This is a genomic window from Halomonas sp. KM-1 (genome assembly GCF_000246875.1).
Classification (GTDB): domain Bacteria; phylum Pseudomonadota; class Gammaproteobacteria; order Pseudomonadales; family Halomonadaceae; genus Halomonas; species Halomonas aerodenitrificans.
The window spans coordinates 1-13,185 of the sequence record NZ_BAEU01000136.1 but is presented as its reverse complement, the minus strand read 5'-3'; the positions used below and the strand labels follow the sequence as shown (position 1 = coordinate 13,185).

Below are 13,185 nucleotides of genomic sequence, written 5' to 3'. Positions count from 1 at the left end.
ACGACCTGCCGTCCGGCAGGTGCTAGAAGGTTGCCCACTCCTCTTCGGATTCCTTCTCACGCTTCCGGGGCTGTGGCTTCGGATCCGCCGGCCGTGACATGGCGGAGGAAGGGGCCGGAAGTGCGCTGCGTGATGGGGCACGAGGCGTCGCAGTGCTGTAGGCAGGCGCATCTCCCAGGACGAAAGTGGACATCAGCTCGTCGAGCAGGCGTGCATTCTCGTGCATGGTGGCTGCCAGGCTGGCACTCTGATTGACCATGGCGGCGTTCTGCTGCGTCATGGTGTCCATCTCGGCCACTGCCGTATTCACCTGGTCGATGCCCGCGGTCTGCTCCCGCGCGCCAGCAGTGATCTCGCTGATCACGGTCTGGGTGAGAGAGGCCGAAGCCACTCTACACGGACGCTATCGGCTAAAGCCTAAGTAACTTTAGGGATCGGTAAGAAAACTGTCATGAAAATCCAAGAAGCCTCTTGGACTGCTGACGAACAAGGCGCTGGCCCCTGAGGCAATTCAGTCGCAGCCTTGCACTTCTCCGGGCTTGGCTTCCGCAGCTGCTATGGGCAGCTCCATGACCAGGCAGGCGCCCTTCAGCGTGGTGGCGTCGTCGACCCATAGCTGGCCACCAAGATGGCTGATGATGCCGCGGCTGATCGGCAGACCCAGCCCGCTGCCGCGCGGGCGGCCGCGGGCCTTGCCGCTGGCACCGCCATAGCGCTTGATCTGATGGAACTTCTCGAACACCCGCTCGCGCTCCTCGGGACCGATGCCCGGTCCGTTGTCCTCCACGCTCATGCGGAAGCACTGGTCGTGGCGGGTCAGGTTAAGGCGCACTCTGGGGGTGTCGTCGTCGGCGAACTTGCCGGCGTTGTCGAGCAGATTGATGATCACCTGCTCCAGGCGGTCGGGGTCGCCGATGATGGGGGCCTCTTCGAGTTCCAGGTCGACCTCGAGGGAAACGCCGCGGTCCTCCTGCAGCCGGTGCACGGCATCCACGCTATGGCGTATCAATGCCACCAGGTCGAGACGCTGGGGGCTCAGCGTCAACCGTCCGCTCTCCAGACGTGCCAGATCGAGGATCTCCTCGATCAAGCGCGACAGGCGCTGACTCTCCAGCACCACCACCTCGAGAAAATGCACGCGCTTCTCTTCGGGAAGATCCTTGCCGTCGCGCAGGATCTCGGCGAAGGCGCGTATCGACGTGAGCGGGGTGCGCAGTTCATGGCTGACCATGGCCACGAATTCGTCTTTCAGCCGATCCAGTTCCCGCAGGCGCTCGTTGGCGGCGCGTAGCTCCTCGCCGATCCGTGCCAGTTCGTGGGACTTCTGCTCCAGGCGACGGTTGTACTCCAGAGTCTGGGAGGTGGTATCGAGAATGCTGAGAATGGACTCCAGGTCCAGCGCCTCGCCGCGTACCACCGAGTTGATCAATACCCGTGCGGAGGCGCTGCCCAGCGCCCCCGAAAGGGCCTGCTCAGCGCGGGCGATCAGGGCCGGAGGGGCAGGAGCATCGTCGGCGAGGTTGCCGTGCTGGTCGGCCAGGATTCTGCCCGTGGCGCTGGCACCCAGGTAGCGGCTGAGCAGGCTCTGCAGCTCGCCGCGTGTGGTCTGGCCGCGCCACAGCGAAGTGTGCTGCAGCCCCGGATTCATCGCCTCGGTAAACAGCGCCGCCTGGGTCTGTTCCACCGGGCTCTGACGGGTGAACAGTGAAACCCCTACCAGCAACCCTACGTTGGCCAGCAGGCTCCACATCAGCGAGTGGCTGTAGATGTCGAAACCCTCCAGGCCGAACAGCGCATAGGGGCGCAGCCACGCCTGACCCAGCAGGCCCTGTTCCAGGAAGGTAGCATCCAGCCATCCCGACTGGGCGAAGCCCGGCAGCAGCAGGGTGTAGAACCAGATGATGAAGCCGGCCAGCAGGCCCAGCGTGGCTCCGGCGCGGGTCGCTCCGCGCCAGTACATGCCGATCAGCATGGCCGGGGCGAACTGGGCGGCGCCGACGAACGAGACCAGGCCGATGGTCACCAGGCTGTAGGAGTCGCCGATCAGCGCGTGATAGAGATAGCCCATTAGCAGAATCAGCACGATGGCCACCCGGCGAATGCCGAGCAGCCAGCCGGCGAGCTCTCCCTGAGAGCTCAGATGCAGCCGCTTGGAGCGCAGCAGCAGCGGCATCATCAGCTGATTGCTGACCATGGTGGAGAGCGCGATGGTTTCCACGATTACCATGCCGGTGGCGGCTGAAAGCCCGCCGATGAATACCAGCAGAGGGATACCTTCGATGCCCGCCGAGAGCGGCAGCGTGAGCACAAAGCTGTCTGGGTCGCTGTTACCCACCGGCAGCAGCAGTCCCGCCATGGCAATGGGAATGACGAAGATATTGATCGCCACCAAGTAGAGAGGAAACAGCCAACTGGCGCGTTCCAGGTGGCGCTCGTCGACGTTCTCCACCACCAGCACCTGAAACTGGCGGGGCAGGGTGAGGAAGGCGAGAAAGGCGAGCACCAGCGTGCCCACCCAGCCAATGGCGCCACCGGGCACGGCATCGAGCCCCAGTACCCCGGATAGCTCGGGGCTGTCCGCAACCTGGCGGAACAGATCGCCCGGGCCGTTGAACAGCACGAAGACCACGAACACCCCTACCGTGAGGAAGGCAACGAGCTTGATCAGCGACTCGAAGGCGATGGCGGCCACCATACCCTCGTGGCGCTCGCTGGCGTCCAGGTGCCGGGTGCCGAACAGAATGATGAAGACCGCCAGCACCAGCGCCACCCAGAACGATTTGTCGACCCAGAAACTCTCATCGGTAAGGCGGAATTCAGCGGCATCGGGGTAGTTGACCAGCACCGCATGGCTGAGGGTGATCGCCTTGAGCTGCAAGGCGATGTAAGGCGTGATGCCGATCAGGGCGATGATGGCCACCAGTGCACCCAGGCCGGAGCTCTTGCCATAGCGGGCGCTGATGAAGTCGGCGATGGAGGTGATGCGCTGGGTGCTGGCGATTCTGACCATCTTGCGGATCAGCATCGGCGCCATCAGCATGGCCAGGGTCGGTCCCAGGTAGATCAGCAGGAAACTCGGGCCGAATTCCGCTGCCCGCCCTACGCTGCCGTAGAAGGTCCAGGCGGTGCAGTAGACGGCGATCGACAGGGCATAGACGGTGGGCGAGCCGATGATGGAACGGCCCTGCTCGGCGCGCCGGTCGCCCCAGGCGGCGATCACGAACAGCAGTGCCAGGTAGCCGAAGGCGACCGTCAGCACCGTCGGATCGGTTCTCATCGTGTCAGTCGTCCTCCCGGCGATGCTCCATCAGCCAGGCAGCCAGGGCAATCACCAGCAGCCAGGCCACGAAGATATAGAGAGGCAGCCACGATAGGGTGGCGGCAGGAGAACGGTCGAAGATCAGCACCAGCGGCGGCGAGAAGAGCAGCAGCGCCAGTCCGATCAGCGCCATCAGCCGGGCCCGCGGGGTGGAGGAGTCTATGTGCATGCGTCCTCCTTGTCGAAGGCGGTGGCCTGCAGTGCCAGTACTTGCTCCAGGGTATCGATGCCACGCGCCTCCAGCCGCGGCAGCAGCGCAAGCCACAGCTCGGCCGTCACGCGAGCATCACCGAGGGCCGTATGGCGCGTGCCCGGCGGGAAGCTAAGGTCGTAGCGTTCGGCCAGGGTGTCCAGGTCGTGCCCGTCCAGGCTTTCGTCCAGCGCCCGCGAGAGCAGCAGGGTATCGAGCACCGGCATCTCGAGCGCGGCACCGCTGCCTGGCGATTGCAGGGCCAGCAGATCGAAGGCGGCATTGTGGGCCAGAATCACGGCATCGCCGATGTAGTCGCGAAAGCGGGGCAGTACGACCGGCAGCGGCGGAGCGCCCGCCACGTCGTCGTCGGTGATGCCGTGTATTGCCGTACTGGCGGGTGGGATCGGCTTGCCGGGGTCGACGCGTACGTCGAAGATGTCGCTGGCCAGCAGTCGCGCGTTGACGATGCGGCAGGCGCCGATGCTGATCACGGTGTCGCCCCGGCGCAGCTCGAGGCCGGTGGTTTCGGTATCGAAGGCGACGATTTCAAGCGTGCGCAGAGTGCGGCGTGCCAGTTCGGCATCTGGCGGCGGCAGGTCGGCAATACCAAAGTCATGGAACTCCGGCCGCGGCGGCAACTGGCTGGGTGGGGCGCCGACGCGCTCCATCGCCGGCAGTGGCAGCCGTAGCCGGGCATGCTTGCCGTCAGGGTCCGCCAGGCTCCAGGCATCGCTGGCGTGCTGGCGCAGCAGGTCGCCGACCCTCGGCGAGAGCGGCAGCGTCTCCAGGCGCTGAGAGCACCAGACCGACAGCTCGCGCTGCGACAGCGGGCGTCCGGGCCAGATCAGGTCGAGATAGACACGACGGTTGCCGAGCAGCATTTCGGCTTCGAAGTCGGTGGTACCGGTATGCTCGCTCAAGCGCTCCAGCAGGGACTCGAGCATGACCAGCAGCGCCGGGGCGTCGCCCTTGAACCAGGCCGGCATACCGATGGGCAGCACTTCGATGGGATTGTCGCCGAGCCGCTCGTTGAGCGATTGCCACAAATCGTTGGACCACAGCGGTACCAGGCGCTCTCCCTGTTGCTGCATGTCGTCGATCAGGCGGCCGAGGTTCTCGATCTCCTGGCCGAGGGCGAGGCTCTCTTCCTCGATGACCGCTTCGAGGCGCTGACGCAGTGTCTCGTCGATGTGCCTGGCATGACGCACACTGCTCAGCGCTTCGGCGGCACTGGCCAGGCTGGCGCCGTGGCGGCGCAGCGGTGCCATGTGCTCCGCCAGGCCGGCACGGACACCCATTTCACTGGTCCAGGCAGCGGTGGCATCGGTGAGAGTCAGCAGCGTCTCGCCGTTGCTCTGCGGGACGCGGCGCATGGCGACATGCAGCCAGCGCTCGCTGCACGGCATCAGCAGTTCCCGCGGCGAGCCGTCGTCGGGTAGCTGGGCGAGAGAATCCTGCAGGCTCGACACCGGCAGCAGCGCATCGAGCCGCTTGCCCAGGCCAAGTCCGGGGTGCCCTGCGAACAAGGCCTCGGCCGCCTGGTTGAAGAGCAGCAGGCGACGATGGTGATCGCACAGCAGCAGGGGGGTGTCGAGCACCTGCAGCAGCGTTTCCAACTCCTGACGTATACGAGCGGCGCTGCGTGCGCCTTCGGCATGGGCCGTGGCGAGACGCGTCCGGTCGCTGCGCCAGGCTTCGCGCACCCGCATCAGGTCGGGCCCCAGGCCGCGCAGCCAGCCTTCCGGCGGGTAGTCCTCGCGGGCGTCCGGGTTGGCTACCAGGCGCGCCAGTTGGACCTGCAGATGGCGCAGCGGGGTGAACAGCATGCGCTCCAACAGCAGCCCCACCAGGAAGATGGTGCCACCGCCGGAGAAGCAGCCCAGCCACAGCACCAGCCGGGCCAGTCCCTCAGGCTGAAACAGACTATCCAGCCAGGCGGCGAAGATGGCCCCACCCAGCAGGCTGATGCCGCTGAGCAACAGCCACAGGCCGATCAGGCGCTGACGCTTGGGCAGCTTGCCGCCCTTCATCAGGCATCCTCGGCCAGCAGGGATTTGACTTTCTCCACCAGGGCCTGGGTCGAGAAGGGCTTGGTGACGTAGTCGTCGGCGCCCAGCGCCAGCCCCTTTTCCCGCTCCACCTCACGGCCGTGAGCGGTGAGCATGATGATGGGAAGCCTGGCGTGGCGAGCGTCCTGGCGCAGCTGTTCCAGCACGTCGAAGCCGCTGATGCCGGGCAGGCTGATATCGAGAAGAATCAGGTCGGGTGGCGACTCCTCGACCTTGGCCAGGGCACCTTCGCCATCCTCAGCCGTGTCCACGTCGAAACCGGCCTGCTGCATGAGGAACTCCAGCGACAGGACGATGTTGGGCTCATCGTCCACCACCAGTACCTTGGCCATTCATCACTCCTTGGAACGTATTTATGTCTTGTTAATCACCAGTCTAGTGCGCATACCGAGGGCAGCAAAGACGACCTTGGCAGAAGGCGTTCGGTATTGCCGGGAAAGGGATGTCAGGCAGCCGGGCAGGAGCGAGGGCGAGCCTCTTCAGCGGGGCTCGTCGCTATCCTTTCCGAGATGACGGAATTTCGGTCCCAGGGGGCCGAGCCACAGCCACACCTGCACCAGCACCAGCACCGGCAGCAGCCAGGGCGGGGCGCCGGTGGTGCGGGTCAGGACATGGAAGATCAGGTAGGCGGTGATGCCAGCAACCAGCCCCACCAGGGAGAAAGTGAAGGCGCGCGCCTGACCAGGACGGCGGGTGACCCGAAACAGCAGACCGATGAAGGCACCGAAGGCACCGGCCATGGCGAGTTGGAGCAGGCTTTCTGACATGGGTCTCATCGCTTTACGTCGGGACTTTCCTGGCAGCGTAACGCGCACCATCGCATGAAGCTGTACGACCTTGGATCAAGTTGATGATCCCGGCTTACGGTCATGTCCGCTGCGCCCGTTTGCTACGACTTTAGGGTAAGAAAATGGACTGATTCAGGCCTGAAAGTGGACTTGTCGGCTCGCTCTGCTCATCCTTATCCATTCAGCGCACATGTGCTGAACTGTTTCATGAATCGCGAAACATGCGAGGCAACAAGAAAGAAAAAGAACCTTCCTCAAAAAGGAGCCGATCGGAATGAGTGCTATCGTTCTGCTGATCCTGGGTCTAGGCGGAATGGCAGCGGGGTACTTCCTCTACTCACGCTTCATTGCCACCAAGATCTATCGTCTCGATCCCGACTTCAAGACGCCTGCTCACGAATACGAAGACGGGGTGGATTTCGTCCCCACCAATCGATTCATCCTCTGGGGTCATCATTTCACCTCGGTGGCCGGTGCCGCGCCCATCGTCGGGCCTGCGATTGCGGTCATCTGGGGCTGGCTGCCGGCCTTTCTGTGGGTCGTGCTGGGCACCATCTTCTTTGCCGGGGTGCACGATTTCGGCGCGATCTGGGCCAGCGTGCGCAACAAGGCCAAATCCGTCGGCGCCCTGACCGGCGATGTGGTCGGCAAGCGCGCCCGCAGCATCTTCATGATCGTCATCTTCCTCGTATTGCTGATGGTGAACGCGGTATTCGCTGTGGTCATCGCCGGCTTGATGATGAATTTCTCCACGGCAGTGGTACCGGTATGGGGCGCGATCCTGGTGGCGCTGATCATCGGTCAGCTGATCTATCGGCGCATCCTCAGTCTGCCGGTCGTCTCCATACTCGGGGTCGTTGCGCTCTACGTGCTGATCTTCATCGGCCCTGCGGTGCCGGTACAGATGCCTGCCGAGGTGGGGGCGCTTTCCGGTAACGCCGTATGGATCCTGATCCTGTTCGGCTACGCGGCGATTGCCTCGCTGTTGCCGGTGTGGGTTCTGCTCCAGCCCCGCGACTACATCAACGGCTTGCAGCTCTTCATCGGTCTGATCGTGCTCTATGGCGCGATTCTGTTCCTCAATCCGACCCTGGTGGCGCCCGCTATCAACCCGGACGTGCCGGCGGGAACACCTTCGATGATACCGCTGCTGTTCGTCACCATCGCCTGTGGCGCCATATCGGGTTTCCATGGCCTGGTCTCTTCCGGCACCACATCCAAGCAGCTCAACAAGGAAACCGACGCCCGTTTCGTCGGCTACTTCGGTGCCGTGGGCGAGGGCATGCTGGCGCTGGCCGCCATTCTTGCCGCTACCGCCGGTTTCGCCACCTTCGCCGATTGGCAGGCCATGTATACCGCCTTCGGCCAAGGCGGTGTCAATGCCTTCGTCGAGGGCGGCGCCTACATGATTCACAACGGGCTGGGCCTCAACGAAGTGACTGCGGCCACGCTGCTAACGGTCATGGCGGCACTGTTTGCCGGTACCACCATGGACACCGGCCTGCGTCTGCAGCGCTATATCTTCCAGGAGTGGGGCGACATCTATAACCAGCCGTGGATGAAGAAGAGCGCCCCGGCGACGTTGCTGGCGGTGGGTAGCTGTCTGCTGCTGGCCTTCGGTGCGGGCGGGGCGGACGGTACCGGAGGCATGATCATCTGGCCGCTGTTCGGTACCACCAACCAACTGCTGGCCGGCCTGACGCTGCTGGTCATCACGGTGATGCTGGTTCGCCTGCGGCGTCCCATGTGGTACACCCTGGTGCCGCTGTGCTTCCTGCTGGTGATGACCATTGCCGCACTGCTGATTCAGCTGCGCGCCTTCTTCGCACAGGGCAACTACTTCCTGCTGATCCTCGACATCGTGGTGCTGATTGCGGCGATCCTGGTCGCCATGGAGTGCGCCTCGGCGCTCAAGCGCTCCAGGGCGGAGATGGCCGAGCAGCAGGAGTGAACCGCGGAGGACGACATGCACGACGATCATGACGATTCGCATGATCCTCGTCTCGAAAGGATTCGGGCCTGGCTCAGCCAGGCCCGTTTCTTCGCCGAGGAGGTCTACTCCTCGCGCTATCGCGGGGCCATCGCCCGGGCCCGCCGTGACGAGGACGATCTGTTCATGCTGCTGGTCTTCTCGGAAATGATGGGCGTGCCCAACCCGGCCGCCTATTACACCCTCGAGCTGCAGCCGCTGCTGCTGGAGCGCTTCCATGACTGGCACAAGCGTATGGGCATGGAAAGGTCGCCATTAGATCACTTCAAATGCTGTTGAGAATCCTGGCAGGACACTCGACACGTAGGATTCTGTATGAAGGATTTACTTGATAAACGCCTGCTCTGGGTAGGCGGCAAAGGGGGCGTGGGCAAGACCACCGTGGCCGCATCGCTGGCGGTACTGGCGGCGCGACGGGAGCGGCGCGTGCTGGTGGTTTCCACCGATCCGGCCCATAGTCTGGGCGACGTCTTCGACCGTGAGCTGGGCGACGTGCCGCGGCGCCTGCTGCCCAACCTCGATGCCATGGAGATCGACCCGGATGCCGAGGTGGAGGCGCATCTGGCGCGGGTCACCGAGCAGATGCGTCGCTTCGCGGCACCGCAGATGATGGCGGAGCTGGAGCGCCAGATGCGGCTGACCCGCCAGTCGCCCGGGACCCAGGAGGCGGCGTTGCTGGAGCGGCTCTCGCGGCTCATCACCGCCGAGGATCCCGAGCACGACCTGATCATTTTCGACACGGCCCCTACCGGCCATACACTGCGCCTGCTCAGCCTGCCCGAGGCAATGGCGGCCTGGACCGATGGCCTGCTGGCACATAATCGCAAGTCCGAAGAGTTGGGCAAGGTGCTGTCACATCTGACCCCCAAGCGCGGTCGCGACGTTGCCACCCCCTTCGACGATCCCCAGGAGGATCCGCTCAGCGAGCTCGACGAGCGCACCCGGGACGTGGCACGTACCCTGATCGAACGGCGCCGGCTCTTCCACCAGGCGCGGCGTCGGGTGGAGGATCCCGAGCGCACTGGCTTTCTCTTCGTGCTGACCCCGGAGCGGCTGCCGATCCTCGAGACCGCCCGCGCCGTGGCGGCACTCGAGGCGGTTAAGATCCCGGTGGCCGGCACGCTGGTCAACCGGGTGATCCCCGATGAGGCCGATGGCGACTTCCTGCGTGCTCGCCGTACACAGGAGGCCAGTTATCTGGCGCGTATCGACGCCGAGCTGGGCCATCTTCCGCGCCCCCGGCTGCCCTGGCTGCCCACCGACGTACAGGGCCTGGCCACCCTCGAGGAACTGGCCGATCGGCTGGAAGCGATCGGGTTCTGAAGAGGGCTACTTCTGAAAAGAGGGGGGCTGTTTCTGGGCAGGGGGCCTGAGAACCTTTCGATTACTGTCGTGGAGCAATAGTCTCGTGTCGGGCACGTGGTGTTCCGAAAGCGCCACTCTGGCTACACTGGCGCCTTTCGAACCACCGGTGATTTGCAGGAGAGACCATGTCCGACAGCGTGCAACTGATTCAGCAATACTACGCGGCCTTCAACCGCGGCGACTGGGAGGCAATGCTGGCCTGCCTCGACGAGGCGGTGGTGCATGATCTCAACCAGGGTGAGCGGGAGTGCGGTCGCGAGACCTTCCGTGCCTTCCTGGCGCGCATGGACCGCAGCTATGTGGAACGCCTCGAAGATGTCGTCGTCATGGCCACGGCCGACGGCGCGCGGGCGGCCGCTGAATACGTTGTGCACGGCGAGTACCGCGCCACCGATGAAGGGCTGCCGCCGGCTCAGGGCCAGCGCTACGTGCTGCCGGGCGGTGCCTTCTTCGAGGTACGCGACGGCAAGATCACTCGGGTTACCAATTACTACAACCTGCAGGAGTGGCTGCGCCAGGTGGGAGCCGAGGCGTAATGCGGGTAGCGGTAGCCAAGTATCCGATCGGCATGCCAGCGGACTTCGACGCCTTCGCCCGTCGCCAGGCGGCCTGTCTGGCCGAGGCCAAGGCGCTGGGTGCCCACATCGCGGTGCTTCCCGAGTACCTGAGCCTGGAGCTCGCTGCCGGTTTCGCCACCGAGGTGCGCAGCGACCTGCACGCCTCCCTGGCAGCGCTACAGCCGCTGCGTCAGGCCTGGTGCGACCTCTACCGCCGCCTGGCACGAGAGCTCGATCTCTATATTGTGCCGGGCAGCTTCCTGCTTGAGGTGAGTGAAGGCCGCTACCGTAACCGCGCCGACTGGTTTGCCCCGGACGGCCTGCACGGCTGGCAGGACAAGCTGCAGCTCACCGGCTACGAGAAGTCCAGTGGCGTGATCGAGCCGGGCGATGCGCTGCACGGGTTCGACTGCAATGGTCACCGGGTGGGGATCGCGGTCTGCTATGACGTGGAGTTTCCGCTGCCGGTGCGGGCCCAGTACGAGGCCGGAGTGCGCCTGCTGTTGGTGCCGAGCTGCACCGACACCGCGGCCGGTGCGACCCGGGTGCGGGTGGGTTGTCTGGCCCGGGCGCTGGAGAACCGTTTCTTCGTGGCCCAGGCGGTCACGGCGGGCGAGGCGGCCTGGAGCCCGGCGCTGGACGTCAACACTGGCGAGGCGACCCTCTACGCACCCATGGATCACGGTTTCCCCGCCGATGGGGTACTGGCCGCCACCCACGGCGAGACGCTCTGGGCCTGCCACGAACTCGATCTGTCGGCCCTGGAACGTAGCCGCGAAAGCGCCCAGGTGGCCAACGATCGCGACTGGCCCGCTCAGCTTGCCGCCCCTCTGCGCCCGTGGGAGGAGGCGATGCCCCGGCCCCTGGCCGATGGCATGCCGGAGTTAGACCAAGTACCGGAGACGGCCTGAGCCGATAGGGCCCTCAGCGCCGCAGCAGCTGCCTGCGCACTGCCTGTTCGCCGCGCCCCAGCCACTCGTGCAGCGCCCGGGTACTCTGATTGAGGTGGTAGGCTCGGGGCAGCCAGGCGACAAGCCCCTCGGGCGGGGGGCTGGTGAACTCGGTGGGCGCCGGTACTACGCTCAGGTCCTGGGCCTCGAATTCCGCCACGGCACGGGGCAGGTGCCAGGCCTGTGAGACCAGCGCCACCCGGGCGATGCCATCGGCGCGCAGCATCTCGGCGCTCAAGCGCGCATTCTCGGCGGTGTTGCGGCTGGCGCCCTCCAGCCAGCGCACAGGCACATCGAACACGTCGCGCAGGGCGGCCGCCATCAGGCTTGCTTCGGCGCTGTGTTCGCCATGCACGCGACCGCCACTGACCAGAATCGGCAGTTCGCTCTGGCGATGCAGGTGAGCACCGTAGGCCAGGCGGCGCCAGGTGGGGTTGGCCGGCGCATCGCCCCAGCCGAATTCGGGGGCATCGTAGTCGCGCCCACCGCCCAGAATGACGATGGCCTCGACAGTTTCCAGTTGGCTTGGCGAAGGCGGCGAATAGGGCTCGAGCCCCTGGCGCAGGGCATGGCTAGCCATGGGCGTGGCCAGCAGCAGCAGGCTGGCCAGCCCCAGCGTGAACAGCAGAGCGCCAGACAAGCGCCGAATGCCGAGCATCAGGCCCAGCAGGATGAGCAGCGCGTTGAGCGTCGGGGGCAGCAGTAGAATCTTGAGCTCGCTCATGCGATCACGCCTGTGTCAGGAGTTCCAGTCGGCGGCTCGGCCAGTGCACCACGGCGGTTCGCGACAGCATGCTGGCGGCCAGCCGCGGATGTTCCCGGGAAATGACCCGAGCGGCGAACTCCGACAGGAAGCGCGACTTTAGCTCGGCGCGGGCACGATCCACGCCGATCGCCTCGTAGGGCGTCGAAGCCAGCAGCAGGAAGCCATCGTCGGGGATGCGTCCGGCCTTCATGTTGGCATCGATGATGGCGGCAGCCGTCGCGATGGGTTCGGAAAGGTCGGGGCTGTAGGGGCCGACGATCAGAGCGGTATTGGGCAGGTGCAGGAAGTCGAACCCACGCCCGATGCAGATGACCCACTCGCGATGTTCGATATCCAGCTCGCGGGCGGTACCGCGCAGGGAGTCGACGTGCTGCAGGTTGCCCTGCAGCAGCGGCAGCAGGTCGCGGCGGATGTCGCCGGGCATGTCTGGGCACACCTGGGCCACGCGCTGGTCGAGTTCGGCGCCTTCGGCAAGCGACAACTCGCCGATGTCGAGGGTGGCGCCATCGCTGCCGTGGACGATGAGAGAGTCGGTATCGGTCTCGAAGCCGCACACCAGCGGGTAGACGTTGCGATGATCGCGACCGAAGACCTGCTCGGCCTGACGGCGTATCTCGTTGGCGTGAGCCAGGGCGGCCTCGGCGTCACAGGCGAAGCCGGCACAGCCGCGAGCAAGATCGCCACGAGAGAAGTGATAGCTGATGATCAGCAGCACACCGTTGCCGCCATGAATGGCCGCGTGCACGGCATCGGTGAGCATCTCGCCGAGATAGGGCCAGCCCAGGTGGAAGATCCCCCCCAGGTTGCGGAAGGGGGTGATGATGCCCAACGGAGTGCGGGTGGCATGGGGCAGATGTATCCGTCCATCCATGCACTTCATGGCCAGAATCCGTGTGGGGTGCTTGGCCAGATAGCGCTCGCGGGCCAGCCATGCCGAGGGGCTGCAGAACGTATCGGCATGCTCGCGCGAAAGGGCGAGCAGTGCCTCGATGCGCTCACCGATGGGGCGGTCGTGTAGTGGCATGATTCGGCCCGGCTTATTGTTGTCGTTTCCGCTTTATCGTCCCTGAGTGTGCAGCATTATGCAAAACCCTCATTCGTCTAAGGCGGAGGGCTACCGCGCAACGCAGCGGTTCGCACGCGTAGGAATTTTTGCAGTGTTTCCCGGATGTGACGACACTCAAATAT

Annotated in this window: 13 protein-coding genes; 5 read left to right on the top strand and 8 right to left on the bottom strand. The window is 65.0% G+C overall.

Going from position 1 to position 13,185, the window contains the following annotated elements; genetic code table 11:
- Positions 1-22: 22 nt before the first annotated feature.
- The 6 genes from B8115_RS23760 to B8115_RS16090 all read right to left on the bottom strand — a co-directional run bounded on the left by B8115_RS23760 (position 23) and on the right by B8115_RS16090 (position 6,348).
- The gene (locus tag B8115_RS23760; protein WP_010628861.1) at positions 23-391 is read right to left on the bottom strand and encodes a methyl-accepting chemotaxis sensory transducer; all 369 of its coding nucleotides are present in this window, start codon (positions 389-391) and stop codon (positions 23-25) included.
- A 120-nt stretch (positions 392-511) separates the two neighbouring features.
- The gene (locus B8115_RS16110) at positions 512-3,277 is read right to left on the bottom strand and encodes a sensor histidine kinase (RefSeq protein WP_010628860.1); all 2,766 of its coding nucleotides are present in this window, start codon (positions 3,275-3,277) and stop codon (positions 512-514) included.
- A 4-nt stretch (positions 3,278-3,281) separates the two neighbouring features.
- Positions 3,282-3,488 (bottom strand): hypothetical protein, encoded by a 207-nt coding sequence (locus B8115_RS16105; RefSeq protein ID WP_010628859.1) that lies wholly within the window; start codon positions 3,486-3,488, stop codon positions 3,282-3,284.
- Complete coding sequence (locus tag B8115_RS16100) at positions 3,479-5,542, bottom strand: 3'-5' exonuclease (protein ID WP_010628858.1); 2,064 nt, start codon at positions 5,540-5,542, stop codon at positions 3,479-3,481. Before B8115_RS16100 ends, B8115_RS16105 begins: the two co-directional genes overlap by 10 nt.
- Positions 5,542-5,913, bottom strand: a complete 372-nt coding sequence (locus B8115_RS16095; RefSeq protein WP_010628857.1) for a response regulator transcription factor — start codon at positions 5,911-5,913, stop codon at positions 5,542-5,544. The genes B8115_RS16100 and B8115_RS16095 overlap by 1 nt, the downstream gene beginning before the upstream one ends.
- 147 nt (positions 5,914-6,060) lie before the next feature.
- Positions 6,061-6,348: a hypothetical protein gene (locus tag B8115_RS16090; RefSeq protein WP_010628856.1), complete on the bottom strand. Its 288-nt coding sequence runs from the start codon at positions 6,346-6,348 to the stop codon at positions 6,061-6,063.
- Positions 6,349-6,643: 295 nt separating this feature from the next.
- On the opposite strand from B8115_RS16090, the gene B8115_RS16085 reads away from it, so the two are divergent.
- The 5 genes from B8115_RS16085 (at position 6,644) to B8115_RS16065 (ending at position 11,192) form a co-directional block, all read left to right on the top strand.
- Positions 6,644-8,320 carry a carbon starvation protein A gene (locus B8115_RS16085; protein WP_010628855.1) on the top strand — a complete coding sequence of 559 codons (1,677 nt, stop codon included), beginning with the start codon at positions 6,644-6,646 and terminating at the stop codon, positions 8,318-8,320.
- Positions 8,321-8,335: 15 nt separating this feature from the next.
- Positions 8,336-8,638, top strand: a complete 303-nt coding sequence (locus tag B8115_RS16080; RefSeq protein ID WP_010628854.1) for a cory-CC-star protein — start codon at positions 8,336-8,338, stop codon at positions 8,636-8,638.
- Between the two features lie 36 nt (positions 8,639-8,674).
- Positions 8,675-9,682, top strand: a complete 1,008-nt coding sequence (locus tag B8115_RS16075) for an ArsA family ATPase (protein ID WP_010628853.1) — start codon at positions 8,675-8,677, stop codon at positions 9,680-9,682.
- Between the two features lie 167 nt (positions 9,683-9,849).
- Complete coding sequence (locus tag B8115_RS16070) at positions 9,850-10,260, top strand: ketosteroid isomerase-related protein (RefSeq protein ID WP_010628852.1); 411 nt, start codon at positions 9,850-9,852, stop codon at positions 10,258-10,260.
- Entirely contained in the window at positions 10,260-11,192 is a 933-nt protein-coding gene (locus B8115_RS16065; RefSeq protein ID WP_010628851.1) for a carbon-nitrogen hydrolase family protein, read from the top strand. The genes B8115_RS16070 and B8115_RS16065 overlap by 1 nt, the downstream gene beginning before the upstream one ends.
- A 13-nt stretch (positions 11,193-11,205) precedes the next feature.
- On the opposite strand, the gene B8115_RS16060 is transcribed toward B8115_RS16065, so the two are convergent.
- Both B8115_RS16060 and B8115_RS16055 read right to left on the bottom strand, forming a co-directional pair.
- Positions 11,206-11,955: a YdcF family protein gene (locus tag B8115_RS16060; protein ID WP_010628850.1), complete on the bottom strand. Its 750-nt coding sequence runs from the start codon at positions 11,953-11,955 to the stop codon at positions 11,206-11,208.
- Positions 11,956-11,959: 4 nt separating this feature from the next.
- The gene (locus B8115_RS16055) at positions 11,960-13,021 is read right to left on the bottom strand and encodes a hypothetical protein (RefSeq protein ID WP_010628849.1); all 1,062 of its coding nucleotides are present in this window, start codon (positions 13,019-13,021) and stop codon (positions 11,960-11,962) included.
- Positions 13,022-13,185: the final 164 nt, after the last annotated feature.